The following is a 26,923-nucleotide window of genomic DNA, read 5'->3' on the forward strand; positions in this document are numbered from 1 at the left end:
AAGGTACCGAGCCCCAAGCCCTTGACGTTCTAGCGTGCGAGTCGTGACGAGGTTAAAGCTCAACTTGGGGCAGCGCAATTTACGGCCATTTATAACCTGTGTGTGAGAATGCCTGTTCGCCCCCCTGGGCTGTGGGAAACCTCGTGCCGGAGCTGGAGCACGATGTGGGTGTGATGTTTTTGCCCGACTGGGCAGAGTTAAAATCCAGCGTTGAGAGTAGTGCCAGTGACCGACATGCCTTCGCCCCGCATCGGTATGCCCCCTGAAACACCCGCAGCGGCACTGGGCGCGCCTGATGCAGGTCAGCCCGTTGATTTGGTCCATCTGCGCCGATTCACGCATGGCGATGCCGCTCTGGAAACTGAGATCCTGGGACTGTTCTCCGATCAGCTACCCGTGACGATCCGGGCGCTCAAGGACGCCACATCCACCAAAGACTGGAACATCGCGGCCCATACGCTGAAAGGCTCGGCGCGCGCTGTTGGCGCATGGTCGCTGGCTGACGCGGCAGAAGAGGCGGAGAATCTGACGCAGTTCAGCAATGTGCTGGAGCGGGCCGTATTTGTTTCCAAGATTGAACAGCTGGCCAAAGCAACCCGCCAATACATCGGATCGGTGTCCGGCGGCGCCTGATAGAAGGGCGCTGGCGCGGCATTAGCCGGTGTCTGACCCTCCTTATTTGTAAAGGGCCGTGAGCTTGAACTTGGGCGCCGCGGCGACTATTGGTGCGGGGTCGGCTGCAACGTCGGCCATCTGATCGGAGCTGCCGCTTTTTGCCGGCACCCCTTATCTGGAAAGCCCTGCCCCGCGCGATGCCCAAGATCACCTTTATTCAGCCCGATGGTAGCCAGCAGGCGGTCGATAGCGACGTCGGCATAACACTGATGGAAGCCGCCAAGATTCACGATGTTCCTGGCATTGACGCCGAGTGTGGCGGTGCGTGTGCCTGCGCGACCTGTCACGTTTACGTGGATGAGCCCTGGCAGGACAAAACCGGCACCCCCAATCCTATGGAAGAGGACATGCTCGACTTTGCGTTCGACGTGCGCGATTCGAGCCGTCTGAGCTGTCAGATCAAACTCACGCCGGAACTCGACGGTCTCGTCGTGCACGTTCCGGCCAAGCAGTTTTAAACACCATACAACCCGGAAAGGTCTCCCCGATGAGCTCGGAAGCCAGCCCGGCCGCCGCGGCGGCGCTTATTGAGACGGATGCAGTTATCATCGGCGCCGGCCCCGTGGGCCTGTTCGCCGTGTTCGAGCTGGGCCTTGTCGATATCAAGGCGCACATCATCGATATTCTCGACAAGCCGGGCGGTCAGTGTGCCGAGCTTTATCCTGAAAAGCCGATCTACGATATTCCGGCGTTGCCGACGGTGACCGGCCAGGAGCTGACGGATCGCCTGCTGGAGCAGATCAAGCCGTTCGGTGCCGAGCTGCACCTGAATGAGCGCGTGGACGCGCTGAAGCGTTTGCCCGACGGCCGTTTCAGTCTCATCACCGACGCCGGAACGGAGTTTATCACCAAGGTGGTGGTGATTGCGGCTGGCGGCGGATCGTTCACGCCCAAGCGGCCGCCGCTGCCGGGCATCGAGAACTTCGAAGGCCATTCAGTATTCTATTCCGTGCGCCGCATCGAAGCGATGCGCGACAAGAAAGTGCTGATTGTAGGTGGTGGTGATTCCGCGCTCGACTGGACGCTCGCGCTGCAACCTGTCGCCAAGAGCGTAACGCTGCTGCACCGCCGCGATGATTTCCGGGCCGCACCGCATTCGGTGGAGAAGATGCGCCAGCTCGTCGAAACCGGCGACGTGCGGCTGATGATCGGTCAGGTCTCGTCGATCGAAGGCGAGGGCAATCAGCTTACGGCCGCAACGATCAAGGGCAAGGACGGCGAGGAGCGCATCGACGTTGATGCAATGCTGCCGTTCTTCGGTCTGACGATGAAGCTTGGCCCCGTCGCCGATTGGGGCCTGCATCTCACGGAAAATCTCATTCCCGTCGACACGGAAAAGTTCGAGACCAGTGAGCAGGGCATTTTCGCGGTTGGTGACATCAACACCTATCCGGGCAAGCTGAAGCTCATCCTGTCCGGCTTCCACGAGGTGGCGCTGATGGCGCAGCAGGCACACAAGTATGTGCATCCGGAAAAGAAGCTGCTGTTCCAGTACACGACCTCGTCGTCGAACCTTCAGAAGAAGCTCGGCGTGAGCTGAAATCTGAAGCAAAGCGAAATCGCTTTAGCCGCTATTCAAATGAAACGGGCGCCCTGCAACAGCAGCGCGCCCGTTTTTGTTTGCCTGAATGCCGGGGATTTAAGGGGCCCTTCAGAACGGCAGAGTGAACCCCAGCATCAAACACAAACGATGCGTGCGCTCATAAATAGCGGAGAGCACCTTCGCGAGCGACGGTGGCAGCCAGTCGCGTACGCGCTTCAATACCGGGCGCAGCGCTTGCAGATAGATGCGGGCATATAGCGAACCCTTCACCGTCATGGGCATCGCCCAATCGATCACATCGACGGTGCCATCGGACCAGCGCATTTTGTAATCGTCGGCGGGTGCGAGCGTGTCGAAGTAACGGAAGCCAGAAGCCATCGTTTGTTCGATGGTGAGTTCCATAAGATGGGCGCCGACGCGGTCTTTCGCATATTTTTGATTGTACGCGAAAATGTGCGTTGCGACGCGCTCCTTGTGCATGACGAGAACGTCGATCGCCGCCTGATCGCCGTTGATCTCAAGCGCGTAAACGCAAATGCCTGCGGGATTGGTGCTGTCCGCGGCTGCCTCGATAAAAAACTTTTGCGTGCGTGGGTCGCTCAGTGCGGGAGATACGACGCCGCGTTCAAGCAGTTGTGAAATTTTCTCTTCGATGGCGCGCAGCGCGAGGCGGCCAGCGCGAGGAGTTTCACGCTCGCGGACGAATTCCACGGTTCCCATGGCGGCCAACTTACGTGCAACAGCGCGGTGCTTCTTACGCGCACGGCCCGAGTGGCGCTGCATATAATCTTCGTAGTCGGCGGCGCTTGCAAAATCCATGTAGGGGGCTTGCTCACGGCGCGTCACCATGAAATTCCGAGCGCGGAGCAGTGGTGTAATGGCCGCGTCGGCGCGGACCTTCGACAACCAGATAAGATCAGGCTTCAGCGCTTGCGTCAGGTGTTTCCAGCCCGCCTGCAGAACGACCGGGGCGTCGGGCAAATCGTCCAGCAGGATATCACCGTACTGGCTGACCGGCGCACCCATCCATACGAGGTGGGTCAGCCCGCCGTGCCGTTCAGTGGCCAGCGGCCATACCGTTACAACCTCGCCGTTGCGTCGCCCGACGAGCACAGCAAGCTGCGCTCCGGTATTTCCTTCGGTGAGAAAATTGTTGCACCAGTGCCAGCACCAGCCGAACGATTGAAACAGTTGCGCGCTGGTCGAGGCGCGATCGTACAGCCGGTTCCAGTCGTCCTTCAGCGCGTCAAATTCAGCGCGCGTCGTAACCAGCGTGAAGGTGCAGGCTTGTGGCACCGGGCGCAGGCGCGCGGTCATCTGGTTCGACGCCGGCTCGGTCTGGCCTTCGTCGGCGCCATCATATCGGACTGCGGCGGATAGCTTAGGTCCCATGACGTGAGCCTTCCCATACGCGAACGGCAGCGCCGAGGGGGCGGCACTGCACCTCAAAAAGGCATCAAAAACCTTATAATGTTGCGATTTCGGTAATGCTGAGCAGGACGAGGGCGCACACTGTCAGCCAAACGGCGATGGTGCCGCGGCGCGATTTGGGGCCGGCCTCAAGTATCAGCAGTGAAGCCAGCACCGCGGCGCCGGTCAGATTAACCACAATAACGCCAGCCAAACCAAGGCCGTGCCCTTTTGATGTGCCCTCGATGAAGGTGGCGCCTGCCAGCCCAAGCAGCAGCGCACCGCACAGACGGGGCCAGAAACCCGCGTCGGGTCGGGGCAGGCCAAGAACGCGCAGCGTGGTTAACGGAGCAATGACGAGCAGCAGCCCCGGAATGAATTTCAGAAGGGTCTCGATCCAGAGCAGTTGCTGCACGCGGGAGCCCTGTCACGAAAAAGGGGAGGGGCGGCGGAGCGCTAAGCCAAGGCAGCGCGGATCAGTCGTCCCGATTATCCATCGGAAATTTGGTCTTCATGCCTTCGCCCTCGTAATTGCCAAACGAGAACAGGCCGTCGTCTTCCTTTTCCTTGACCTGCGGGCGGGGCGTGTAATCGCCAACCAGATGGCGGCTGAGATCGGCCTTGATCTGCCGTGTCTTGCCGTCGGTGCAGTATTCGCCTTCACCTGCAACCGCCTTGGCGACTCCGTTATAGGAGACGTCGTAAATGCGCTCGATCTTGGCCATGTCCTGGCCCGGAATATTGCGCTCGTAATCGAGGTAGGTGACTTTCAGCTTGCCGGGATCGAAATGGAAGCCGCATTTCACCGCGCGGGCTGAAACCGTGCCGACCTGAAAGGCGCGGGCTGGCGCATCGTTGACGGGGGCGGCTGGCTTATCGTCACCGCCAAGCAGGGAGCTGGTGGAGAGGCCCGAACCGCCCGAGCAGCCGCCGAGTGCCGTCGCGATCAGCAGCGCGAACGCCGGGCTTGCGGCTTTCATTGGCTTGGCCCCCATCTCTTCTTCGCTCCGGCCCATGTTTTCTTCGGCTCTGGCCGTGTCGGCACGTGCTTTTAGCGCGAACCTTAATATCAAATGCGGCTCCGTCAATCGCCGACCACCACAGCTATTTTGAGGGCCTGCGCAACTTGAAACCTTCCTGCATTCTCAACTGATCGACCGATTCCGCCCCAAAGGATACGGGGTGGATGGCATTGTCAGCGCATAAGCTCCCCCGTGGCGCGATCCAGCCCCTCCAGCGTCAGCGGATACATGCGGCCATCCATTAAGCGCTGAATCATGGCGATTGATTGAGTGTAGCGCCATTGGCTCTCCGGCAGTGGGTTGAGCCACACGCAGTGGCGCCAGGTTTCCGATACGCGCCTGAGCCACACGGCGCCGGGTTCGGGGTTCATATGTTCCACCGAGCCGCCCGCGTGGGAAATCTCGTAGGGGCTCATTGAGGCGTCACCGACAAATACAACCTTGTAGTCGGGCGGATAGGTGTTGAGCACCTCAAGGGTGGAAATGCGCTCGGTGTGGCGGCGGCGGTTGTCCTTCCAGACTTCCTCGTAAAGGCAGTTGTGGAAGTAGTAGTATTCGAGGTGCTTGAACTCGCTGCGCGCGGCGGAAAACAGCTCCTCGATGCCCTTGATGTGCCAATCCATCGAGCCGCCGACGTCGAAGAACATCAGAACCTTCACCGCGTTGTGCCGCTGCGGCAGCATGCGGATGTCGAGGAAGCCCTTTTCGGCGGTGCCGCGAATGGTGCCGGCAAGATCCAGTTCCTCGCTGGCGCCGGTGCGCGCGAATGCTCGGAGGCGGCGCAGCGCAACCTTGATGTTGCGGGTGCCGATTTCGACGTTGTCATCAAGGTCGCGGAACTCGCGCTTGTCCCAGACCTTGATCGCGCGGCGATGGCGGCTTTCCTTTTGTCCGATGCGCACGCCTGCCGGATTGTAGCCATAGGCGCCATAGGGCGACGTGCCGCCGGTGCCGATCCACTTGTTGCCGCCGGAGTGGCGTTCCTTCTGTTCCTCAAGACGCTGCTTCAGCGTCTCCATGATCTTTTCCCAGCCGCCGAGCTCCTCGATGCGCTTTTTATCGTCTTCCGATAGATGCAATTCGGAAATCAGCCGCAGCCATTCCTCAGGAATTTCGGCGGTGATTTCTTCGCTGCCTTCCGTGACCGAAGTGATGCCCTTGAACACGGTGCCGAACACGCGGTCGAAACGGTCGAGGTTGCGCTCGTCCTTCACCAGGCAGGCACGCGACAGGTAGTAGAACTCCTCCACCTGACGGTCGATGACGCCGGCCTCCAGTCCCTCCAGCAGCGCCAGATATTCGCGCAGGCTGACCGGCAGGCCGGCTTTCTTCAGGGCGTGGAAGAAGGTGAGAAACATGTGATCCTAGTCCGCAGGCGGCTGCACAGGGCGAGGGCCGATGCGCAGGGCGTCAATGGCGTCAGCATATGGAGATGGGCCCGCTGGAGCTAGTGGCCCTGAAGCCGCAAAGCTTAGCCGCACCAAACTATGGCGCGGCAACGCTAGCGCCGCTTGCCGGTGCCGGCGATTCCGCTGCCCCGAACCGGCCAAGGGTGCGCGGGTACGCTACGCGGCGTTAACCGGGCACGAGCGGCGGGGGCATGGCTATTGCGAACTGGTCGCGGCGGCAGCCTTTGCGGCCGCTGTCGGTGTGGTCGAAGCGTTGGTCTTAGCCTTAGCGTTGCCGGCTTCGGCGGCTTTCGAGCCAGTCTCTTTCGCTTTGGTAGCCTCCTTGTCGATGCTGCCGGTGACGATCGGATCACCCTGCTTGTTACTGTCGGCGGGCTGCGGCTTCAGCGATGAGGTGGTGGTCTTGGCGCCGAACAGCAGGTCATCGTTGTCGATGTACCACCGCTCGACCTCGACAATCTCGGGCGGCTTTCCGCTCGCAAGCAGCCAGCCATCGACCGCAAATTTCTGCCCTGAACCGTTCTCGATCATCGTGCCGGCGTAATGCGTCCAGCCGTCGAAGCCACGCCGCAGGTCTTCCTTGATGAACATCGGGCCAATGGTGTGATGCTTGAACAGTTTGTGGCGCTCCATCACCATCATGTAGCTGGTGAGGTTGGTGGCGACGTCGACGCAATCCATCTGACCGGGATCGCCGTTGCCGAGCATGTCGTCACCCGGCCTGTCCTTGTCGGTGCCAACGGCCTTGTCAGCGCGTGCGCCCATCATTGCGATGGCTTTGCGCGCAACCTCACGTTCGGCAGCGGGCGAAGCGGCGCCCTTGGCCATGACGGTGCGCACTTCTTCGATATCAGCGGGTTCAAAACGAAACGGCGTCTGCGTGCGGCAGCCATAGGCGCTGCATACGAACACGCGATTGCCCTCAGGCAGCCGCGCCTTGTAGCGCGAGAAGTGGGCGTCGATGGTCTTGCCGCCGCTATAGGCGCAGCCGCCAACCGCCAGCGCGACAATGACTGATGCGAGCAGCCCGCAGCCCGAACGCGCCATAGCGGAGCGTTGCAATCGTATTGCGATGGAATGTTGAACCAACACAGCCGCCTGTTTGCTCGTGAATTGGCAAGCGGCCGTTGCCGCAGGGCAAAGCTATGCGATTCGTAGCGGGCAATGGCCGCTCGGCGGGGTTTTCCCCGTGTACTGCCGATCGCGGATTGATGTGATCGAACATAAAAAAACTGCCCCAGGTTTCCCTGGGGCAGTTCGAGAGAGAGAGATAGAAGTACGGCGATCAGAAGTTGATCAGAGCGCCGGCCTTTACGTACTGGAAGTCGTCGGTGCCGATAGACGTGTTGTTCACAACGTCGTTAACGTCAGCCGTGATGTGGCGGTAGGAGATCCACAGCGACATAGCTGCAGCGTCGATTTCCTGCACAACACCGAGACCCCACAGGTGGCTGCTTGCGGTCAGGCCAGCGTTGACCATCGCGTCAGTGTTGCCACGCGAGAACTTCTCGTACTCGCCGTAGAGCACCGTGTGACCAAGCGGGGTCCAACGCTCGCGCAGACCGCCCTTGATGTAGTAGGTATCACCCGAAGAACGAGCGGTGTTCGTGAACGCGCCAGTGGCATCACGCGTGTTGCCGTTGGGGTCTACGTGACCGTAGGCACCGTACAGCCAGAGGCCGGTCGGTACGTGCTCAACATAGGCGCCCAGCTGGAAGTAATCGACCCAGCGGTTGTCAGGAGCAACCACGGCCGGACCGCCGTTGAAGCCCATCGTGAAGAAGTCCTGAGCGTACTGCGAGTAAGCTACAGCGGCTGCAAGCTTGAAGCCGTTGAATTCACCCGAGTAACGAGCCGAAACGTCCCAGAAATCGTCTTCACCCCAAGAAGCCGAAACCGAGAAGCCACCGAAGGTTGGCGAGTCGTAACGAACCGAGTCGCGCGGAGCGCCGAAGCAGTCACCGCCCGTGCCGCCACCGCCGAAGCAGTTGCCAGCCAGCGAGCCCCACTGGAAGCCAGTGTTGCCACCAGCGCTCGTGCGGACGTTGAAGTTGTTGTAGTCGAACATCACCCAGTTGGCGGGAACGAGCGAGCCCGAACCGTCAACGAGGATTGCAGCGTTGTCCGAAGCGGACGACTGCAGACCAACGCCGATCTTACCGAGGCGATCGCTCTTGATGAACCAGTAGGACTGAAGCAGCTGCACTGCGTAGGCGCCGTTGGCACCCAGAGCAGAACCGTTGTGCTGCGAGTCCTGGTTGATCGTCAGCGAGTCAGAGTCGTTGGCTTCAACGTGGATCACGTAGCCAGCCGACCAGCCCGGAGAGATCTGAGCCTGACCGCTGAACTTGAAGTGCGAGTTCAGCGTAGAGCCAAGACCCGTAACGTAGGTGTTGCTCTCAACGCCGTCGTCCCACCACATAACCTGCTGACCGACCCAACCGGATACCGTCAGAGAAACCTTACGGTTGCCCTTACGAGCAGTCGTAGCTTCCAGTTCTGCGATGCGCTCTTCGAGATCAGCGCAGCAGTTGCCGCCGAGGTCAGCTGCGGACGCGCTGCCGGTGGACAGACCACCTACCAGCATGCCAGCTGCCACCAGGGCGCTAAGGCTGTATTTATTCATCTATTAGTCTCCCGTCTTCGTCTCAGCTGATGGCGGACGCTGTATTGTTTGGAACGCGAGACAAGAAAACCGCCCTAGCAATGCGCAGTGCGTACCCCTCAAAGGATCGCTGCGTGCCAAGCCGGACACTGCTGTGATTCGCCGGAGTGCAACAATTAGGCAGTGCCGTTTTCGTGGTGACGAACCCACGGGTGTGGCTGTGAGGCCACGAAAGGGTGGTGCATCCTGGCACTCACGCGGGGACACACCCGCCAGGAAGTGAAGCGCTTGCGCGCTCCCGTCGATCCAAAAAATACGCTGGAAACAAAAGGATGGGGCGATACGCGACCCATTCGGCACATTCAGTCGACGCCGGCGAAGGCTTCGGCACTGTGGGAAGAGTGTACTCCAACTTTGGCTGTTGCTGGGGCTCTTCTTCGCAATGTGGAAAGCGCTGTGGAAATCGTGTCGATGAATGCGATTGCCCATTGTTCGCGCGAGGGCCGGGTGAATCGCTGGTCGGTGTTGGGTGGACGCGCGCAGTTGGCAGATTTTGAGTGCGGAATTGATGCGGGCGAGGTGCGCAAACAAAGAAGCCGCCCGGTGAGGGCGGCTTCCGTGAGTGAGCATCGTGGGATCCTCTACAGGATTGCTCCTTTAGAGGATTGCCGCTGGTGCCGGATCAGAAGTTGATCACAGCGCCGGTCATCAGCACCTGGAAGTCTTCCAGCGGCGCAGACTGCGACACGAAACCGTTACGTGCGAGTTCAAGATCGAACTCGTAGTTGCGGTACATGGCGTAGAGCTTCATGTCGGCAGCGTCGATCTTCTGCATGACGCCGACGCCCCACATGTTGACTTCGCTGCTGAAGATCTGAGCTTGACCGCCAGCCAGGTTGATCGGGTCGGCTGCGCTGACGTTCTGGGTGATGCCTCCGCCGGTGTAGTTGTAGTACTGGCCGAACAGCGTCGTCTTGCCGAGTTCGTTCCACTTGCGCTGGATACCGACTTCGGTTGCCCAGAAGGTGTAGGTGTCGTCAACACCGGTGCCGGCGAAGTGAGCGGCAGAGGTCGTGCTGTCATCCCACATCTGACCGGCGCCGAAGTTACCGTAGAGGCCGGACTTGGTGTCCATGATGCTGATCGAGCCGCCGATCATCTGGCACTTGGCATCGTGGCTGGTGGTATTACGTGCAGGGCAGCCATGGGTTGCGCTGTCGTCGATACCGTCGTTGATGGACGAGTAGGCGATGCCGGCTTCAACCTTGATGTGGTTGAATTCACGCTCGAAGCGCAGTCCGACGTCCCAGAAGTCATCGCCGCCCCACGCAGCGCTGGCCGTGAAGCCAGCAAATTCCGGCGATTCATACAGAACGGCTTCGCGACGATCGCCTTCACCCGGCTGTGCGCCGGTGCGGGCAATCAGGCGGCGCCACTGCAGGCCACCGTTCATGGCAGCCCGGCCGGTTGCAGCGAGGAAGAAGCCGCCGCCGCTGTCTTCAACGTCCGAGAACTTGCCGACGTCGCTGGTGCCAGCGAGGTTGATTTCCGTGATTTCCTGCGAAGCCGTCGGCGTATGGCCTACCTGGATGGTACCGAATGTCTTGCTCTTGATGTTCCACCAGGCGTGGCGGATGTCGAAGCCTGACTCGTCTGCATTGATCGAGTCGTACTGATTGTTGCGCTTCGAATTGGCCGAGCGAACGCCAATCTCAAGGCGGAAATTTGCAGAAAGATCGCTGTTGATCTTGGCGCCGCCCTTGAAGCCAAAGCGCGAACGCGAGGCATCGTTGGTGACGACGTAGGCATTGCTCTCGCTGCCGTCGTCCCAGAACATCACGCCCTGGTTGATCTTACCGTAAACCGACAGAGAAACCTTGCGGTTGCCCTTGCGGGCCGTTGTTGCCTCAAGCTCGGCAACCCGCTCTTCCAGATCCGCGCAGCAATCGCCGCCCAAATCCGCTGCCTGGGCGGAAACGCTGGCCGCCAGGACCAATCCGCCAGCGACGAGGATGGAAGCCCATCCCGCCTTACCTACTCCCCCGAACATACGCAAACTCCCACGAAGGTAACGCCAAAAAAAGGGCCTTCGATCGACGCAACTGCACACGTACTCAAGTCAACGGGCACCTACGCGACCCACACCGCTTAGCCTCCGCCGGTACACGCCGGAGAGCTTCGCCACGGGCAGGGGTATGGGAGAGCGCTGTCACAATAAACCGGAAACGGCATTGTGACAGATCATGACGAAAACGCTGTGGCAGGCGGGAGCTTCAAGCGCCATTGGCGGCGAAATGAGCGCGGTTATGCGCTGCAATGTGGCGGCCGGGAGCGTATGAGCACGTTGCGGAAGGGCGTGTGAAACTGGCCGGGCGGCAGGACGGACTTAGCCAACAGCCGCAGTGCCACCCGCGCCGCCGGGATGCCCAGGCCGCAGGCGCGCCGGGCGCGTGCGGGCGATGCCCTTCAGGCGGTGGGTCTCCTGCCCAAGGGGCTGGAGTGGCACCATGGCCTGCAGCACGCGGTATCCCGGTAGGGTCACCGTCGCATCGGTGCCCTTACGCAGTTCCGATTGCAGATTGAGTGCGCCGCCGTGCAGTTCCATCAGGTTCTGGACGATAGCCAGCCCCAGTCCGGCACCGCCTTCCGCCGTCTGGTGGGCAAGCGTGCCCTGTCCGAACGCCTGCAGCACCTTTGGAATTTCATCGGCGGGAATACCGGGGCCGTTATCGCGCACCGACAGGAACTGCCCGCCATCGGGCATTGCGCCGACACTCAGAATGATGCGGCCGCCCTTGGGCGTGAACTTGAGCGCGTTCGACATCAGGTTGAGGCATACCTGCCGCAGCGCTTTCAGATCAGCCCACACAAGAGGCAGGTCGGGATCGGTTTCCTCGATAACCTCGATGCCTTTGCCGTCGGCCCGCAGCTTGAGCAGGCGGTGGCACTCGTCGGTGATGTCAGCCAGCCGCAGCGGCGCTTCATGCAACTCATAGCGGCCAGATTCAATGCGCGTGAGATCAAGGATCTCATTGATGAGATGCAGAAGATGCGTGCCGCTCTCGTGGATGTTGCCCGCATACTCGCGATACTGCGGGTTATTCATCGCACCGAACATTTCTTCCTTCATCACTTCCGAGAAGCCGAGGATGGCATTCAGCGGCGTGCGCAGCTCGTGGCTCATGGTGGCCAGGAAGCGTGACTTGGCCATGTTGGCGGCTTCGGCGCGACGACGCGCTTCATCGGAGACCGACTTCTGCTCCTCAAGTTCGGCAATCAGCGCGTCTTTCTCGGTGCGGTATTCCAGCATCGACAACGTGGTGGCGCGCATGCCACGCGAGAGGAACAGGAAGTAAAGGTGGATGCCGATCGCCATCGTGGCGAGCGCCAGATAAAACACATTGCCGAGCAGAAGCAGCCGGAACACCACCGCGATCGTCATCGGGATCGTGCCCGCATAGAGAATGGCGGGGATGGTCGCAGCAAACATCGTGCGTATCGCCAACACGACGATGAGCGTGGCGAAGATGAAGACGTGTGATGAGAACACCATCTCCGTCGGCGCCTGCAATGTCTCGCGCACGCCGACGAGAGCGAAGCAGGCGAGAGCCAGGCCGCTCAGCAGTTCGAGCAGGATCAGGCGTCGCCGCCAAAGGCGTACATTCACCTTGGAGTGCGGGATCGTCAGAAAGCGGCGGCACTGGTCGAGCAGCACCACCTTGGCGGTGATGACGGTGATGAGCCAGATGATCGCTTCGGCCGGGGGAGCCCAGAACATGCAGGCGATGGCGAACAGCGCATAAAGCGCCGGCATCGTCACCGAGGCGCCCAGCTCATTGCGGGCGAACATCGTCAGCAGTTCATACTCAAATTCCGGCTTCAGCGATGTGCCGGCAGCCAGACGGGCGCGCGTTGCCTGCAGGTCGCTGAAAGCGCGCGCGCGTGCTTCGCGCCGGCTATGGCGCCTTACGACCTCCTCGGGAATGCTGCTCGTCGACATCGCGTTTATGCTCGAGAATTTGGTGGCTGGTGCCGGAGCGGATGCTCAAGCGACCATGGCGCAATGAACCGTTGTTTTTCGAGGTCAATGTTACCATGAAATCTCGACTTGAATTACTAACCAACAGTTTAGAAACGTTTTTTTGCTGTTACTGATTTGCTTAAGTTTTGCCTGAAATCGGAAGCTGTTGCTAGAGAAATTCTATTTTGGTCGCGCCGTGCATATGTTTGCCAGATGCTGGTGCTTCCCTAGATCTTGGAATTATATTACAAAAGATGCTGTGCTTTGGGGCTGTATTGGCGTTCCGTTGCCTCGCAATGCAATCTCGCGAAAATCTATTCTCAACACGGCTTGCCATGCTCGACGAAATGGACGTGAAAATTTTGCGGATCCTGCAGGAGGACTGCACGCGGCCGGTCGCCGATATCGGCAAGGAGGTCGGGCTTTCCACCACCCCTTGCTGGCGGCGCATCCAGAAGCTGGAGGAGCAGGGCGTCATCCAGCGGCGGGTCGCGGTACTGGACCCGGAGAAGGTTAACGCTGGCGTGACCGTTATTGTCTCGATCAAAACCGACCAGCACAGCCATGCGTGGCTGGAGCGGTTCCATGGCGCGGTGGCTGACTTTCCCGAGGTTGTCGAGTTCTATCGCATGTCCGGCGACGTCGATTACCTGCTGCGCGTGGTCGTGCCGGATATTGCGGCTTACGACGCTTTCTACAAACGTCTGATTGCGCGCATCGAGGTTGCCAAGGTGTCGTCGGCATTTGCGATGGAGCAGATCAAATACACAACCGAGCTGCCGCTTCAGTTTGCGCGCCAGGCAACGCCTGAAACGGCAGTGCCGGTGCAGGACGACAAGCGCCGCAAGCGTTGAGTGATTATCGGCAGAGCTTTGGCATCGCCGCCGCGCGGTGTCCGGTTCGGTTCAAAACGCCCATGAGGCTTGGGCGCCGGCATGCAGGGATTGTCCGCCCGTGCGCGTAATGTCGTGAAACGATATGCGTGGGATGCGCTCGGCGACATTTTCGAATGGCCAAATGACGGGCACTGTTATGTGCCCGTCTGCCGAGCTGGCGGCGCTGCTTTAATCGTCGCTCTTCGGTGTATGCGGCTTCAGCAGCGTGATGAGGCTGGATGTATCCCAGCGGCCGCCGCCGTTGCTTTGTACATGGCCATAATAGCCATCGACGAGTGCCGTGACGGGAAGCTGCGCGCCGTTGCGCTTGGCTTCGTCGAGACACATGCCAAGATCCTTGCGCATCCAGTCGACGGCAAAGCCGAAATCGAACTTGCCTTCGTGCATGGTGCGCCAGCGATTATCCATCTGCCACGACTGTGCAGCGCCCTTGGAGATCGTTTCCATCACGACATCGAGGTTCAGGCCGGCCGTCTCGGCAAAGGCGATGGCCTCTGAAAGGCCCTGCAACAAGCCGGCAATGGCGATCTGATTGACCATCTTGGCAAGCTGTCCCGCCCCGGAAGGGCCGATGTGATTTACGGCACGGGCGTAGCAGTCGATCAGCGGCTTTGCGCGCGCGAAGGCCTCTTCCTCGCCCCCGACCATAACCGTTAGCGCGCCGTTTTCCGCGCCCGACTGGCCGCCCGATACGGGGGCGTCGAGGAACGCGATGCCACGATCGGAAGCGGTTGCGAACAGCTCGCGGGCGGCATGGGCCGAGGCTGTGGTGTGGTCGATGAAGACGGCGCCGGCACCCATGCCGCGGAACGCGCCCTCAGGTCCGGTGGAGACCGCGCGCAGATCGTCGTCATTGCCGACGCAGCAGAAGACATATTCGGCTGCGAGCGCGGCTTCAGCTGGTGTTGCCGCACTTTGGCCGCCGTACTTGGCAGTCCACGCTTCGGCCTTGGCGCCGTTGCGGTTGTAAACGGTGACGTCGTGCCCGCCTTTGGTGAGCAGATAGCCCGCCATCGGAAAGCCCATGACTCCCAAGCCGATCCAAGCAACCTTTGCCATCGCGTGTCTCTCCATGTGAACCGCGAGCGCTTATCACTGACGGCGAGAAGAAAAAAGCCCCGGATCCAAGTGGAGCCGGGGCTAAGGGTGCTGTCTTTTACTGGGTAGTGTGCAGTGAAACTTGTGCGAACTCAGCTGGTCTTGATCAGAGATTTGAAGACGCTGTAGCCGTTGCCAGCCTTCAGCAGCACGCCATCGGAAGCGTAGCTGCGGCTGTTGGAAAGAGATGCGATCAACAGAATGGCGGTGACCAGAAACAGAATGAGTGCGCCGGTGCGCGCCCAAACCCATTTGGTGCCGTAGCTTGATCTTGCGTGCTGTAAATCCATCTTCGAAGTCCTCCGAAGAGGTGTGTGTTCAATCAGGTTGAGAATTATGTAACCTATAATAATCCGTTAGTCGAACCGTATAGTCGCCAAATGGCTAACGACCTGCGGGTAGCATTAATAAAGGATTTACTATCGTTTTCTGGCTGCGGATCGTGCGCGATTATTAATCTTTGTCGCCGCGGATCTGCGACAGAGTCTGCTTCACGCTGATCGCCTCGGGATCAAGCCGTAGCTCAATGAGGACCGGGCCTGAGGCTTCGAGGGCGCGGCGGAATGCGGGCAGGAATGCCTCGGTCATGTCGACCCGCTCGCCATGGGCGCCAAAGCTGCGCGCAAAGGCGACAAAGTCGGGATTGACGAGGGTGGTGCCCACGACGCGGCCCGGATAGCGCCGCTCCTGATGCATGCGGATGGTGCCGTACATGCCGTTGTTGGCGACGATAATAATGATGGGCAGGCCGTACTGCACCGCCGTCGCCAGTTCCTGACCGGTCATCAGCAGGCAGCCATCACCCGCGAACGCGATCACGGGACGGTCCGGAAATTCGATCTTGGCGGCGATGGCGGCCGGCAGGCCGTAGCCCATGGAGCCGGATGTCGGCGCCAGCTGCGAAGGCCACTGCTTATATTGGAAGTAGCGGTGCACGAAGCTGGCGTAGTTGCCTGCGCCATTGGTGATGATCGCATCGTCGGGCAGTTCGCGGGAGATGGAGGCGACAACCTCCTCCATGCGCACGGTGCCCGTGGTGGCCAGCGGCTTCAGCGACCGCTCGTAGGAAGCGCGCAGATCTTTCCGCAGCCGGTTCCAGCGCCGCTTGGTCGGCGGCTTCATGCGCGCCAGCGCGCGGGTGAATGGTTCTGCGGCGGAGATGATGGGCAGATCGGCGCGGAACACGCGGCCGATGGCTTCCGGCGAGGGATGGGCGTGCACGAGATATTGGTTCGGGCGCGGTGTTTTCACGTGCGTGTAGGCGCCGGTGGTGATTTCAGACAGGCCTTCGCCGATCACGAGCAGCAGGTCGCTGCCACGCAGCGCCGCCATTAGCTTGGCGTCCATGTCTATGCCCGCGTGCCCGACATAGCAGGGGTGGCGGTTGTCCATGTGGTCCTGACGCCGGAATGCGCTGGCCACCGGAATTTCAAACGTTTCGGCGAATTTCTCGATGTTGGCGGCGGCGGCTTCGTTCCAGCCCGCTCCGCCGAGCAGCACCAGCGGGCGCTCGGCGTCGGAAAGCTTGGCCTTGAGCTTGGTCATGTCGGCGGCGGAGGGAGCGGGAAGGCGCGATGGCGGCAGGCCAGCGTCCTCGGCTTCCACCACGGCGGTGAGGATGTCTTCCGGCAGGCCGAGAACTGCTGGACCAGGGCGGCCGCTGCGGGCGGCGTTGAATGCGGTCGCCAGCATTTCGGCAATCCGCTCGGGCTCGCGCGCGATGCCGACCCAGTTCGCGATGCCGCCGAACATCGCCTTCAGATCTATTTCCTGGAACGCGCCGCGGCCTTCGTGCCCGCGCTCGATCAGTCCGACAAGCAACACCATTGGCGTTGCGTCGTGGTGGGCGACATAAACCCCACTGGAAGCATTGGTGGCACCGGGTGCGCGCGTGACGAAGGCGACGCCAGGGTTGCCGGTGAGTTTGCCAGCCGCTTCCGCCATCATCGCCGCGCCGCCTTCGTGACGGCAGACGATGGCGCGGATGGTGCCAACATCGAACATGGCGTCGAGGGCCGCAAGAAAGCTCTCGCCGGGCACGGTATAAACCGCGCGGCAGCCTTCAAGCACCAACTGGTCGACTAGGATCTTGCCCCCGGTACGCATTACACTCGCATCTTTGCGGCCTTGCCGCCCTTCATGTTCAAGGCCGTTGTAGGCAGGTCGGGGCTTTGCGGACAGCCTTAAGCTATGGTTCGGTTACGATTGTAGCCCCGGAAGCCATCCTGTTGCGAGGGCTTGAGGAACGACGGTTGCAGATGAGAGCGTACCGCACCGTATATTGCCATCCGGTTGCTGGCCACACGTCCATGATGGCGCATGTGAACCGTCTTTTGGCGGAGCGCGCGGTGCCGCGCTCTCAAATGCAAAATTGAGGGTTCAAGGGCAAAATGCAGCGGGTGAGCGTTGAAACGCGCTGTTGTTTCGCGTGTTTGTCACAAGAAACATCTTTACAGGGGGGGGGACCGACCCTAAATGCAGCCCTCTTTTACGGTTGTGCGGTCTTCTGCTTTTGGCTCAGACCCGCGTGTGCCGCGGGCGGTGGAGGTCCTATGCGATGGAGAAACTCTCTTCGGCATCTGCGCTGATTGAGAAGTGCCGGCCCGAGCGGCCGGTGCGTGGCCTGCGGCCCCATGCCGCTGGGCGTGCTGCGCGTTGGTTTCTTGAGAATTTTCCCGGCGACGTTGCCTACGCTTACAAGGCGAACAGCTCGGTATTTCTCATCGGCGCGCTCTATGGGGCCGGCATCCGCCATTTCGACGTAGCTTCGCTGCCCGAGATCGAAGACGCGGCGACGATCCCCGATGCGCATCTGCACTTCATGCATCCGGTGAAATCGCGCCACGCGATCCGCCGCGCCTATGACATGGGCGTGCGCTCATTCTCGCTCGATAGCGAAGATGAGTTGCGCAAGATCATGGATTGCACCGGGAACGCCAAGGACTTGATCCTGTGGGTGCGCCTGGCTGTGTCGGCCATCAACAGCCGCATTCCGCTTGAGCACAAGTTCGGCATCTACGGTCAGCCGGCCGCCGACCTGCTGGTGAAGGCGCGTCAGGTGGCGCTGGAACTGGGCGTGACATTCCACGTCGGTTCGCAGACAGGGACACCCGATGCTTATTCGACGGCGCTGGGCGATGTGCACCGCCTGATCGTGCAGTCCGGCGTGATGATCGATCGTCTGGATATCGGCGGCGGCTTTCCGTCCCGTTATCCCGACAGCGATCCGGCACCCTTGCAGGACTTCATGAAGGTGATCATCGCCGGCATCGAGCAGTTGCCGGTGAAGGACAACATCAAGCTGGCATGTGAGCCGGGCCGCGCGCTGGTGGCCGAGGCCGAGAGCCTGATCGTGCGCGTCGACGCACGGCGCGGCAACAACCTCTACATCAACGACGGCTCCTACGGGATGCTGTTCGACGCGGCGCACCTTGGCTTCATCTTCCCGACGAAGCTGCTGGGGCGCGACGTCGATCCTTCCGAGCCGCTGGTGCCGTTCGAACTGTGGGGGCCGACGTGTGATTCCATCGATCACATGAAGGGCCCGTTCTTGCTGCCGGCCTCGATTGCCGAGGGCGATTATTTCGAGATCGGCAACATGGGTGCCTATGCGCGCGCAATCGCCGGCCGCTTCAACGGCTATGGCGAATACGACGAGGTAATCCTGCTCGATCCGCCGATGCTCAGCATGTACGGCGCAGACGCTACCGAGTTGCCGGCGGCCCGTAGCCGCTAATAGCCGATACAAGCCATCGATATCGAAGCAACGGCGCGAGGCAACTCGCGCCGTTGCTGTATCGGCATCCGATGTAAATCAGCAAGCGCGTCCAATGCGAACGCTATAGTCATGCGCTGCAACTCAGATTTGCATTGTCTGATGTCGGTCGGTTGCGACTTTGGTGGCGTGGCAAAGTCATGCATCCGCTGTCCTGACAACTTTACTCAAGCTTAGGCTCCCATACGCGACAAGGAATGTGTCAGCGCACGGCGCGTGCTGATTTTTTGCCCCGCAAGGGCACGCGAGCGACGCGACAACAGGCCGAATGGGCCGGACAGGGCAATATCTATGGCGAATGCAGGGACGAGTGGCGGGCTGCAGGACCGGCTGGACTTCATGGGCTTTGATGGCGAAGCACAGGCTGCACTGCGTGCGCTGAAGCCTTCCATCGCGTCTTTCATCGGCCCCGCGCTCGATGCCTTTTACGCCAAGGCTGCTGCTGCGCCTGAAACTGGCCGGATGTTTCGCGATCCCCGGCACATGGAATCGGCGAAGAACCGGCAGATTGCGCATTGGGAAGAAGTGGCGTCGGCTGAATTCGGAGCCGAGTATGCCGAACGGGTTCGCACCATCGGGCGTACGCATGCACGGCTCGGGCTTGAGCCGCGCTGGTACATTGGCGGCTATGCGCTCATCACCGAGAAGCTGATTCATTCCGTGATCGCCGAACGCTGGCCCACGCTGATGCAACTTGCGCGCGGGCAGAAATCGGACGGGATGGCTTCGGCTGTTTCGGCGCTGATGAAAGCGGTGATGCTCGATATGGACCTCGCCATCTCGACGTATCTGGACGCCCTTGATGAGCAGCGCCGTCAGGCAGAAGCAGCCAAGCAGGAAGCTGATCGCAATCAGACCGCAGCATTGAACGCACTGACCAGCGCGCTGGAGCGGCTAGCCGGTGGCGATCTGTGCGCCACCATCGATCAGCCGCTGGCGCCGGAATTCGACAAGCTGAAGGCGGACTTCGCGACGACCGTCACCAAGCTGCGCAATGCGATGACGACAGTTCGTCAGAACGCTGAAGTGATCTCATCGGGCACGCGCGAAATTTCCGAAGCGGCGGAGGATCTTTCGCAGCGTACCGAGCGGCAGGCGGCAAGCCTTGAGGAAACGGCAGCGGCGCTGGAGCAGATCACCACGACCGTGAAAAGCGCCGCGGAAGGCGCTTCGCATGCGCGTGATGTGGTGGCGACGGCCAAGCGCGATGCGGAGCAGGGCGGCACGGTCGCGCGCGCAGCCATCGACGCTATGGGCTCGATCGACAAGTCGTCGGAGCAGATTTCGCGCATCATCGGCGTTATTGACGAGATCGCATTCCAGACCAACCTGCTGGCGCTGAACGCGGGCGTTGAAGCGGCGCGTGCGGGCGAGGCCGGGCGTGGCTTTGCCGTTGTGGCTTCCGAAGTGCGGGCGCTGGCGCAGCGGTCGGCGGATGCCGCGAAGGAAATCAAGTCCCTCATTTCCACCTCGACCACACAGGTGAAGGACGGCGTCGATCTGGTGGCGCAGACGGGGCAGTCGTTCGAGCGCATCGTTGCGCAGGTGGCTGACATCAACGGCGTGGTGGCGGACATCGCCAACGGCGCGGCCCAGCAGGTGCAGGCGCTGCAGGAAGTGAACGGCGCGGTAGGCGACATCGACCGGGTGACGCAGCAGAACGCGTCGATGGCGGAAGAGGCGACGGCGGCCAGTCATTCGCTGGCGGAGAAGGCGATGGAGCTTAACATGCTGCTCGACGGCTTCCGGCTTGAGGAAGGGCGGGCGAACACGCGTCGCCGCGCTTGAGGGCGCCGGAGTTGCGCGCGGGCTGACGTCGCGGGAGGCTTTCTCGACGTTCCGGGCTCGCCGCGCCGCTCCCTTCTCGGCGACGAACAGCATGGGCAAGCTTGCGTGGACCCCGACCGCTGTCGGGAGGCGATGGCGCTTTGAAGCTGCGTGAGCGAAGCGCCCGTTAGGGCAAGGGAGCAAGGCGACCCGCGGTCAGTGCCGCGTTCTTGCAGAGCGCCATTGGCGCGCAAAGAGAAAATGGTGGGCGGTACAAGGATTGAACTTGTGACCCCACGCGTGTGAAGCGTGTGCTCTACCGCTGAGCTAACCGCCCATCCCGGCTGGATAAATCGCGATGTTGGTGCGCGAAGCATTCAGCATCGGCCGGGCGGCTCTTATGCGAGCCACTAGGCTCGACTGTCAAGCCTCTGTAAAAAAGAGGCTGTTGGCCCGGTTCGTTAGCGCCCGTTGAAGGAGCCCCAGTCCGAGGGAAGCTCGGCCCAATGACGTCGGGGCGCCCCCCGCGCATCACGATTGGCTGCCTCTCTGACTAGGGCAGCAACTCGAATGAGCGCGCGATCTTGGGGAACTCTTCGCCCGCGACGTCCGCATCCTTCGGCGTGGCGATACCAATCAGGCGATAATAGCCGCCATCGGGGCCAAGCAGCAGCGCCTGATAAAGCTGAATAGGCCGTCCGTTGTCGGCGTCGGTCGCCGACGCGGTGAGCTCGAAGCCGCTCAGCCCGCCGATGGTAACCGGGGTGGGCTTACCGGGTTTGAAGTCGGCGAATCCCGGCAGGCTGCCCAGCAGCGCTACCGATTGCTTCGCAGGCTCCTGCAGCACGCGTTTATCGAGCGATGGCGCCACCATGAAGGCCGTGCGGGTTTCGCCAACCCGTTCCGGTTCCAGCCGACCGTCGAGCGTATAAAGCTTGCTGGTGCCGACCACGCGCCCAGCCTCCTTGAACGGCCCCAGATAGGAGAGCGCATAAAGATCGCGGACGGCTGGCTTTTCGGTTGTCTTGGCGGTGGCGAGAACCTGTTCGATCTCTGCCGGCTTGATGCTGCCGTTGTCCAGCGAGCGCTGGGGGACATTTACCGAGACAAGCACGGTCTGATCGTCGGTACGGAACAGCACGAAGAACTTGGCATAGTTGCCGGCCTCCGATTTCTGCTGCGCACGCATATAAACATGAGGTCCGCTGCGGGCGAGTTTGCCAGAGGTGACGTCAGTGATGCCGCGCTTGAGCAACTCCTGCGCAGTGAAGCCCTGCGCCATCTTGTCGTACTCTTTCGCCGGCGCCTCAAGGATGACGTAGGTCACGCCGGAGCGTTCGTTCTGGAAGCCAGCGAACAGCGGCGAGGGCGCGTATTCTTCCGGCAGGTCGAGAACGACACGGCTGTTTGGCGCCTGCTGCGGGGTGGCGTTTGCTGAAACGGCAGCAAAAACGGCGCCCAACGTTATCACAAGCGCGGTCAAAGCGTTGCGCGCGTGCCACGCATAAGCACGCCGAATAAGATAAAGAGACTGTGCCAAAGGCTGTGCTTTTGGAAGCATGGAAGAGGATCCGACCCGATTTCTCGGGCGAAAGGAACGGCTTGTTGCGGCCATAATGGGGCGCCCCAGGCGGATTGTGGCGGCTGCACTGGGGCCTTCACAGGGTATCCGGCAAATGCAACCATCCGCGCGCGCCGCTTGATTCCGCACGGTGCCCAGCCGACTTTTCCTGGACGGAACAACACACCGGCGCAGCTGAGCGTAGCCAAAGAAGAGCGATAGCAAGCGCCGACGGGGGAACCATGGATAGCGACAGGGAAGTGCCGCGTCGGTTTTTGTATTCGTTCGGGATCGACCGTCTCGGACTGGTCGCGCTTAAGGCGCCATATGTTTCGGCGTTTCTCATTGCGGTGCTGACGGCGCTGGCCGCCTGGAGTGCGATGAACCTGAAAGTGGATGATTCCCTTTCGGAGCTGTTCCGCACCAACACCGAAGAATTTCGCCGCTATGAGGAGATCGATCGGCGCTTCCCCTCCAGTGAATATGACGTGCTGGTTGTGGTTGAGGGCAAGGATCTGCTGACCCGGCAGCGGCTGGAGACGTTTGGTGGGCTGACTACCGAGCTGCAGCTTGTCGACGGTGTTTCGGGCCTCGTGTCGATGATGTCGGCGCGTGACAAGCCGGATGAAAATGGCTACGCGCCGCCGCTGGTGCCGGATGAAATGCCCGAGGATGACGCGGCGTTCGCCGGCATCGTCGATGCGCTCAAAACCAATGACATCGTGAAGGGCAAGTTCCTTTCCGACGATGGCGAACTGGCGATGATTGTCATCGCGCTCGATCGCAAGGTGGTCGAGGAACGTGGCGCCGCCGCCGTGATTGGCGACATAAATGAGGCCGCCGAGCGCGAGCTTGAAGACACGGGGCTTTCGGCAAAGATGACCGGCGCGCCGGTGATGCAGCTTGAAATCCGCAATGCCGTGGAGCGCGATCGCTTCGTTTATAACGGGCTTGGCTTTCTGGTCGGCATCGGCATCGCCTATGTGTTCTTCCGCCGACTGTCGCTGACGCTGATCGTGGTTGCGGGTCCCGCCATCGCGATCCTGTGGACGCTGGGCATGATCGGCGCGATGGATTTCCGCCTCAACCTGTTCATCAACGTCATCACGCCGCTGATCCTGGTGTCGGGTTTTTCGGACTCCATGCACCTCGTCATGTCGATCCGGCGTGACGTGCTGGCCGGGATGAACCGCTTTCAGGCCGCGCGCAACGCGGTGCTGGATGTGGCGCCCGCGTGTTTGCTGACGGCGATGAACGCCTGTCTTGCTATCATTTCGTTCCAGTTTGCCGATAGCGCGTTGATCCGTACGTTTGGCATCGCGGCGCTGATGGCGGTGTGCATTTCCTATCTGGCGGTTGCGGTGGTTGTGCCGACGCTGGCGGCGCTGCTGGTGCGCGAGGAAAAGCAGCCGGTTGCCGCGATTGCAGCCGATGCCCACGGCGACGAGACCGGCGGCGTCGGCAAGCTGCAGCACATCACCGATGGCATCGTGCGCACGGTGGCCAACAACGCCACCGCCTTCTTCGCCGCGTCAGTGATTACGGTGATCCTGTGCGGTATCGCCTATACACAACTCAAGCCGCATTACCGCCTTGCGGATCAGGTGCCCGACAAGGAGCAGGCGCTGGCGGCGACGGGACGTATCGACGAGAAGCTGACCGGCGCCAATCCGGTGCACATCATGATCCGCTGGACGGGGGATCAGTCGCTTTACGATCCTTCGACGCTGGAGGCGATTGCGCAGGCCCACACCGCGGTTGAGCAGCGCGTCGGGCTGGGCAATGTGTGGTCGCTGGAAAGCCTGCGGCGCTGGCTGGCGGCAGCGGGCGATGCCAGCATCGAGAACGTGAAGAAATACGTCGGCATCCTGCCCGATCATCTCGTGCGGCGCTTCATTTCGGCCGACGAGAAGGCGGTGCTGGTGACGGCGCGTCTGCCGGACGTTGACGCCAGCGAGATCCTTCCCGTGGTCGACCGGCTCGATGCGGAGCTGGAGCCGGTGCGGCTGGCCAATCCCGGCTATGAGTTTTCGGTGACCGGCCTGCCGGCCATTGCGGCGCGTAACTCCGCCGGGCTGATCTGGGAGCTGAACTGGGGCCTCGTCGGCGACATGTTCGTGATCTTTATCTTCCTGGGCTTTGCTCTACGCTCGGCGCTGGTAGGCTTCTCGGCGGTCATGCCGTCGCTGTTTCCGATTTTCGCAACGGGCGCCATTCTCTGGGCGACAGGGCAGGGATTGCAGTTCGCGTCGATCGTGGCGATCACGGTGGCGTTCTCGCTGGCTATCGACTCGACGATCCACTTCCTCAACCGCTACTGCCTTGAGGAAGACCGCATGGGCCCGACTGCCACACCCTATCAGGTGCTGATGAGTGCCGCCCATCACATCGGTCCGCCGGTGGTGCTGACCACAATCGTGCTGGCGCTGGGCCTCGGTGTAACGATGCTCTCGCACCTGCCTTCGCTGCGCCTGTTTGGCGAGTTGGCGGCGGTGTGTCTGTTTGCGTCGCTGATCGGGCAGCTTGTCATTCTGCCGGCGGCGCTGATGGTTGGCCGCAAGCTGTTCCCGCGCCGGGATCGTGACGGCGCCGCGCCGCAGACGGATGAAGCGGCAACGCCTACGACGGTCAGCTCGTAAGGGCTGTCGCACTGCGAGCATCGCAAAACGATAATGAATGAACGGGCGCAGCAGATGATGCTGCGCCCGTTCGCATTTTAATTGTCAGATTGAAATGTCAGGCATGCTCGCTCTGACGAACCGCGTCGACCGCGGTGATGGCGGTCAATGGGCGACGGCGCGTGCCAGACATGAGCTTTCGTCAGCGTCGGCGGTGACGCTAGCCTGCTGCTTGCGGGAAACCAGCATCCCGATGGCCTGCTCCAACTCGGCAAAGTGTTCGATCACGGCATCGGGGCCGAATGCCTGCACCGGCGTTTCCGTATAGCCAAAGGTGACTCCGATGACCGGAACGCTGGCCGCCTTGGCCGCTGCGATGTCGACGTTGGTGTCACCCACCATGATGGCGTGTGATCTGTCACCACCTGCCAGTGCAATGGTGCCGAGCAGCGCGCCGGGGTCGGGCTTCGAAACCGGGAACGTGTCGCGTCCGGCGATGGCGGTGAAGTAATGCGTCATGTCGAGGGCATCGAGCAGGCGCTGCGCCATGCCTTCCATCTTGTTGGTGCACACAGCCAGCCGTACGCCTTCCGCACGCAAGTTCTGCAACGCCGGCACGACGCCCGCAAACGGCCGGCTGCCGGTGGCGATATTGGCGCTGTAGAAGTCGAGATAGCGTTTTAGCAGCGCGGCGCGCTCGGCTTCACTCAGCTTTTCGCACGCAGGGCCGATGGCCTTCTCGATCATGTGCTGGGCGCCGTGGCCGACAAACGGGCGCAGCGTGGCCGCATCGACCCGGGCCAGCCCCAGATGGTCCAGCACGTGATTGGTGGAGGCGATGAGATCGGGGGCGCTGTCAACCAGCGTGCCGTCAAGGTCGAAAACAAGGGTTAAATCGGTCATGGACCCTCGGTTGACAGAATTCTGCGGCGCCGGTGCGGCGAAGCGACGGGGCTGTTCAACTTGCAACCCCGGGGGGTGCATCCTAGACAATGCTTTCCCAGCCTGCTGTTGCTAATCGGTGCCGCCATGGACAAAAAGGTCATCACGCTTCTCAGGACACAAGCCTTCATCGACGGGGCGTGGGTCGGTGAGCCGCGTATGCCGGTCATCGACAAGGCCACGGGCGCCGAGATTGCGCGTGTGCCCGATATGGGTGCAGCGGACGCAGAGCGCGCCGTTGAGGCGGCGCACCGCGCATTTCCCGCATGGTCGAAACTGTTGGCCAAGGAGCGTTCGGCCATCCTGCGGCGCTGGTTTGAGCTGATCATGGAGCATGCCGACGAACTGGGCCTGCTGCTGAGCCAGGAGCAGGGCAAGCCGCTAGCGGAAGCACGCAGCGAAATCCGGTATGGCGCGGCCTACGTTGAGCTGTTCGCCGAAGAAGCAAAGCGCGTCTGCGGCGAGGTGATCGCCACGCACAAGAAAGACGCGCGCGTGCTGGTGTTGCGGCAGCCGATCGGTGTGGTCGGTGCAATTACGCCGTGGAATTTCCCATCGGCGATGATCACGCGCAAGGTTTCGCCCGCGCTTGCGGCCGGATGCACCGTGGTGGTGAAGCCCGCCGAGGACACGCCGCTGTCAGCGCTGGCGCTGGCGGAACTGGCGCAGCGCGCTGGCGTGCCGAAGGGCGTGTTTAATGTCGTGACGACAAGCGATCCGGGACCGGTTGGCCGTGTGCTGACGGAAAGTCCGCTGGTGCGCATGATCACGTTCACCGGTTCGACCGAGGTGGGCAAGATCCTGATGCGTCAGGCGGCCAGCACGGTGAAGCGCGTCGGCATGGAGTTGGGCGGCAACGCGCCGTTTATCGTGTTCGATGATGCGGATCTCGACCGCGCGATAGCGGGTGCGATGGCATCGAAGTTCCGCAATGCCGGCCAGACGTGTGTGTGCGCCAACCGCATTCTGGTGCAGGACGGCATTTATGATGCATTCGCGGCCAGGCTTACCGAGGCCGTGCGCGAGTTGCGCGTCGGGCCGGGCACTGAAACCGGTGTTACGGTGGGTCCGCTGATCAGCAGCGACGCGGTGCGGAAGGTTGAGCAGCACGTTGCCGACGCTGTGGCGCATGGCGCAAAGGTTGTGATTGGCGGCAAGCCTGCTCCGATCGGCGGTAATTTCTTCGAGCCGACGGTGATGACCGGCTGCACGACGGATATGCGTATCGCGCACGAAGAAACCTTCGGGCCGGTGGCGCCGTTGTTCCGGTTCTCCACCGAGGAGGAAGCGCTGCGGATCGCCAACGATACGCCGTTCGGCCTCGCGGCATATTTCTTCTCGCGCGACATGGGCCGCTGCTGGCGCGTGGCCGAGGCGCTGGAGTACGGCATCGTCGGCGTCAACGAGGGCATCACCTCGACCGAGATTGCGCCGTTCGGCGGGCTGAAGGAAAGCGGCATCGGCCGCGAGGGCTCGCACCACGGCATCGAGGAGTTCCTTGAGATGAAATACACGCTGATGGGCGGCCTCTGACGGGCCGCTTTTGCGCAAAGTCGGCGCGGCGTACTTGCCGAGGAATTA

General features: G+C 61.4%; 22 protein-coding genes and 1 tRNA gene. 9 read left to right on the forward strand and 14 right to left on the reverse strand.

Annotation, left to right across the window (positions count from 1 at the left end):
• Window positions 1-234 precede the first annotated feature (234 nt).
• The 3 genes from C6Y62_RS09045 (at window position 235) to C6Y62_RS09055 (ending at window position 2,215) form a co-directional block, all read left to right on the forward strand.
• Complete coding sequence (locus tag C6Y62_RS09045) at window positions 235-633, forward strand: Hpt domain-containing protein (RefSeq protein ID WP_246274593.1); 399 nt, start codon at window positions 235-237, stop codon at window positions 631-633.
• 179 nt (window positions 634-812) lie between these two features.
• The gene (locus C6Y62_RS09050) at window positions 813-1,133 is read left to right on the forward strand and encodes a 2Fe-2S iron-sulfur cluster-binding protein (protein WP_068462575.1); all 321 of its coding nucleotides are present in this window, start codon (window positions 813-815) and stop codon (window positions 1,131-1,133) included.
• A gap of 29 nt (window positions 1,134-1,162) precedes the next feature.
• On the forward strand, window positions 1,163-2,215 hold the full coding sequence (locus tag C6Y62_RS09055) for an NAD(P)/FAD-dependent oxidoreductase (protein ID WP_068462573.1): 1,053 nt from the start codon (window positions 1,163-1,165) through the stop codon (window positions 2,213-2,215).
• Window positions 2,216-2,326: 111 nt separating this feature from the next.
• Here the strand turns inward: C6Y62_RS09055 and C6Y62_RS09060 are convergent, their stop codons facing one another.
• From C6Y62_RS09060 to C6Y62_RS09085, 6 genes are all read right to left on the reverse strand, one after another.
• A complete protein-coding gene (locus tag C6Y62_RS09060) occupies window positions 2,327-3,610 on the reverse strand; it encodes a GNAT family N-acetyltransferase (RefSeq protein WP_173953662.1) in 1,284 nt (427 codons plus the stop codon).
• 73 nt (window positions 3,611-3,683) lie between these two features.
• Window positions 3,684-4,043 (reverse strand): ABC transporter permease, encoded by a 360-nt coding sequence (locus tag C6Y62_RS09065; protein ID WP_173953663.1) that lies wholly within the window; start codon window positions 4,041-4,043, stop codon window positions 3,684-3,686.
• 61 nt (window positions 4,044-4,104) lie between these two features.
• Entirely contained in the window at window positions 4,105-4,644 is a 540-nt protein-coding gene (locus C6Y62_RS09070) for a hypothetical protein (RefSeq protein WP_173953664.1), read from the reverse strand.
• A gap of 179 nt (window positions 4,645-4,823) precedes the next feature.
• Entirely contained in the window at window positions 4,824-6,008 is a 1,185-nt protein-coding gene (locus C6Y62_RS09075) for a vWA domain-containing protein (protein WP_173953665.1), read from the reverse strand.
• 246 nt (window positions 6,009-6,254) lie between these two features.
• Window positions 6,255-7,106 carry a hypothetical protein gene (locus tag C6Y62_RS09080; RefSeq protein ID WP_173953666.1) on the reverse strand — a complete coding sequence of 284 codons (852 nt, stop codon included), beginning with the start codon at window positions 7,104-7,106 and terminating at the stop codon, window positions 6,255-6,257.
• Between the two features lie 238 nt (window positions 7,107-7,344).
• Complete coding sequence (locus C6Y62_RS09085) at window positions 7,345-8,685, reverse strand: porin (protein ID WP_173953667.1); 1,341 nt, start codon at window positions 8,683-8,685, stop codon at window positions 7,345-7,347.
• 267 nt (window positions 8,686-8,952) lie between these two features.
• Between C6Y62_RS09085 and C6Y62_RS09090 the strand changes: the two genes are divergently transcribed.
• Window positions 8,953-9,357, forward strand: a complete 405-nt coding sequence (locus C6Y62_RS09090) for a hypothetical protein (RefSeq protein WP_173953668.1) — start codon at window positions 8,953-8,955, stop codon at window positions 9,355-9,357.
• On the opposite strand, the gene C6Y62_RS09095 is transcribed toward C6Y62_RS09090, so the two are convergent.
• Both C6Y62_RS09095 and C6Y62_RS09100 read right to left on the reverse strand, forming a co-directional pair.
• Entirely contained in the window at window positions 9,347-10,714 is a 1,368-nt protein-coding gene (locus C6Y62_RS09095) for a porin (protein WP_246274540.1), read from the reverse strand. The genes C6Y62_RS09090 and C6Y62_RS09095 overlap by 11 nt on opposite strands.
• Before the next feature lie 336 nt (window positions 10,715-11,050).
• Complete coding sequence (locus C6Y62_RS09100; protein WP_173953669.1) at window positions 11,051-12,664, reverse strand: sensor histidine kinase; 1,614 nt, start codon at window positions 12,662-12,664, stop codon at window positions 11,051-11,053.
• Window positions 12,665-13,020: 356 nt separating this feature from the next.
• On the opposite strand from C6Y62_RS09100, the gene C6Y62_RS09105 reads away from it, so the two are divergent.
• A complete protein-coding gene (locus C6Y62_RS09105) occupies window positions 13,021-13,539 on the forward strand; it encodes an Lrp/AsnC family transcriptional regulator (protein ID WP_068462553.1) in 519 nt (172 codons plus the stop codon).
• Window positions 13,540-13,749: 210 nt separating this feature from the next.
• On the opposite strand, the gene C6Y62_RS09110 is transcribed toward C6Y62_RS09105, so the two are convergent.
• The 3 genes from C6Y62_RS09110 to C6Y62_RS09120 form a co-directional block, all read right to left on the reverse strand.
• A complete protein-coding gene (locus tag C6Y62_RS09110; protein WP_173953670.1) occupies window positions 13,750-14,640 on the reverse strand; it encodes an NAD(P)-dependent oxidoreductase in 891 nt (296 codons plus the stop codon).
• Window positions 14,641-14,771: 131 nt separating this feature from the next.
• On the reverse strand, window positions 14,772-14,969 hold the full coding sequence (locus C6Y62_RS09115; RefSeq protein WP_173953671.1) for a hypothetical protein: 198 nt from the start codon (window positions 14,967-14,969) through the stop codon (window positions 14,772-14,774).
• Window positions 14,970-15,132: 163 nt separating this feature from the next.
• Window positions 15,133-16,785, reverse strand: a complete 1,653-nt coding sequence (locus tag C6Y62_RS09120) for a thiamine pyrophosphate-binding protein (RefSeq protein WP_173953672.1) — start codon at window positions 16,783-16,785, stop codon at window positions 15,133-15,135.
• A gap of 451 nt (window positions 16,786-17,236) precedes the next feature.
• Between C6Y62_RS09120 and C6Y62_RS09125 the strand changes: the two genes are divergently transcribed.
• Entirely contained in the window at window positions 17,237-18,415 is a 1,179-nt protein-coding gene (locus C6Y62_RS09125; RefSeq protein ID WP_173953673.1) for a type III PLP-dependent enzyme domain-containing protein, read from the forward strand.
• 330 nt (window positions 18,416-18,745) lie between these two features.
• Entirely contained in the window at window positions 18,746-20,242 is a 1,497-nt protein-coding gene (locus tag C6Y62_RS09130) for a globin-coupled sensor protein (RefSeq protein WP_173953674.1), read from the forward strand.
• 241 nt (window positions 20,243-20,483) lie between these two features.
• On the opposite strand, the gene C6Y62_RS09135 is transcribed toward C6Y62_RS09130, so the two are convergent.
• Together C6Y62_RS09135 and C6Y62_RS09140 are read right to left on the reverse strand one after the other, a co-directional pair.
• Window positions 20,484-20,558: transfer RNA gene (locus C6Y62_RS09135), tRNA-Val, on the reverse strand.
• A 216-nt stretch (window positions 20,559-20,774) separates the two neighbouring features.
• Window positions 20,775-21,782, reverse strand: coding sequence for a hypothetical protein (locus C6Y62_RS09140; RefSeq protein WP_173953675.1), 1,008 nt, complete (start codon window positions 21,780-21,782; stop codon window positions 20,775-20,777).
• Between the two features lie 242 nt (window positions 21,783-22,024).
• Here C6Y62_RS09140 and C6Y62_RS09145 point away from each other — a divergent pair, with 242 nt between their 5' ends.
• On the forward strand, window positions 22,025-24,421 hold the full coding sequence (locus C6Y62_RS09145) for an efflux RND transporter permease subunit (protein ID WP_173953676.1): 2,397 nt from the start codon (window positions 22,025-22,027) through the stop codon (window positions 24,419-24,421).
• Window positions 24,422-24,565: 144 nt separating this feature from the next.
• Here the strand turns inward: C6Y62_RS09145 and gph are convergent, their stop codons facing one another.
• Complete coding sequence (gph, locus tag C6Y62_RS09150) at window positions 24,566-25,303, reverse strand: phosphoglycolate phosphatase (RefSeq protein WP_173953677.1); 738 nt, start codon at window positions 25,301-25,303, stop codon at window positions 24,566-24,568.
• Between the two features lie 126 nt (window positions 25,304-25,429).
• On the opposite strand from gph, the gene C6Y62_RS09155 reads away from it, so the two are divergent.
• Window positions 25,430-26,875, forward strand: coding sequence for an NAD-dependent succinate-semialdehyde dehydrogenase (locus tag C6Y62_RS09155; RefSeq protein ID WP_173953678.1), 1,446 nt, complete (start codon window positions 25,430-25,432; stop codon window positions 26,873-26,875).
• Window positions 26,876-26,923: the final 48 nt, after the last annotated feature.

It is taken from the genome of Hyphomicrobium sulfonivorans (assembly GCF_013306565.1).
Lineage (GTDB): Bacteria > Pseudomonadota > Alphaproteobacteria > Rhizobiales > Hyphomicrobiaceae > Hyphomicrobium_A > Hyphomicrobium_A sulfonivorans.

Bases quoted from the DNA above. Each gene is read 5' to 3' on its own strand.
- C6Y62_RS09045 (WP_246274593.1), top strand. From the start codon at position 235: ATGCCTTCGCCCCGCATCGGTATGCCCCCTGAAACACCCGCAGCGGCA.
- C6Y62_RS09050 (WP_068462575.1), top strand. From the start codon at position 813: ATGCCCAAGATCACCTTTATTCAGCCCGATGGTAGCCAGCAGGCGGTC.
- C6Y62_RS09055 (WP_068462573.1), top strand. From the start codon at position 1,163: ATGAGCTCGGAAGCCAGCCCGGCCGCCGCGGCGGCGCTTATTGAGACG.
- C6Y62_RS09060 (WP_173953662.1), bottom strand. From the start codon at position 3,610: ATGGGACCTAAGCTATCCGCCGCAGTCCGATATGATGGCGCCGACGAA.
- C6Y62_RS09070 (WP_173953664.1), bottom strand. From the start codon at position 4,644: ATGGGCCGGAGCGAAGAAGAGATGGGGGCCAAGCCAATGAAAGCCGCA.
- C6Y62_RS09075 (WP_173953665.1), bottom strand. From the start codon at position 6,008: ATGTTTCTCACCTTCTTCCACGCCCTGAAGAAAGCCGGCCTGCCGGTC.
- C6Y62_RS09080 (WP_173953666.1), bottom strand. From the start codon at position 7,106: ATGGCGCGTTCGGGCTGCGGGCTGCTCGCATCAGTCATTGTCGCGCTG.
- C6Y62_RS09085 (WP_173953667.1), bottom strand. From the start codon at position 8,685: ATGAATAAATACAGCCTTAGCGCCCTGGTGGCAGCTGGCATGCTGGTA.
- C6Y62_RS09095 (WP_246274540.1), bottom strand. From the start codon at position 10,714: ATGTTCGGGGGAGTAGGTAAGGCGGGATGGGCTTCCATCCTCGTCGCT.
- C6Y62_RS09100 (WP_173953669.1), bottom strand. From the start codon at position 12,664: ATGTCGACGAGCAGCATTCCCGAGGAGGTCGTAAGGCGCCATAGCCGG.
- C6Y62_RS09105 (WP_068462553.1), top strand. From the start codon at position 13,021: ATGCTCGACGAAATGGACGTGAAAATTTTGCGGATCCTGCAGGAGGAC.
- C6Y62_RS09110 (WP_173953670.1), bottom strand. From the start codon at position 14,640: ATGGCAAAGGTTGCTTGGATCGGCTTGGGAGTCATGGGCTTTCCGATG.
- C6Y62_RS09115 (WP_173953671.1), bottom strand. From the start codon at position 14,969: ATGGATTTACAGCACGCAAGATCAAGCTACGGCACCAAATGGGTTTGG.
- C6Y62_RS09120 (WP_173953672.1), bottom strand. From the start codon at position 16,785: ATGCGTACCGGGGGCAAGATCCTAGTCGACCAGTTGGTGCTTGAAGGC.
- C6Y62_RS09125 (WP_173953673.1), top strand. From the start codon at position 17,237: ATGGAGAAACTCTCTTCGGCATCTGCGCTGATTGAGAAGTGCCGGCCC.
- C6Y62_RS09130 (WP_173953674.1), top strand. From the start codon at position 18,746: ATGGCGAATGCAGGGACGAGTGGCGGGCTGCAGGACCGGCTGGACTTC.
- C6Y62_RS09140 (WP_173953675.1), bottom strand. From the start codon at position 21,782: ATGCTTCCAAAAGCACAGCCTTTGGCACAGTCTCTTTATCTTATTCGG.
- C6Y62_RS09145 (WP_173953676.1), top strand. From the start codon at position 22,025: ATGGATAGCGACAGGGAAGTGCCGCGTCGGTTTTTGTATTCGTTCGGG.
- gph (WP_173953677.1), bottom strand. From the start codon at position 25,303: ATGACCGATTTAACCCTTGTTTTCGACCTTGACGGCACGCTGGTTGAC.
- C6Y62_RS09155 (WP_173953678.1), top strand. From the start codon at position 25,430: ATGGACAAAAAGGTCATCACGCTTCTCAGGACACAAGCCTTCATCGAC.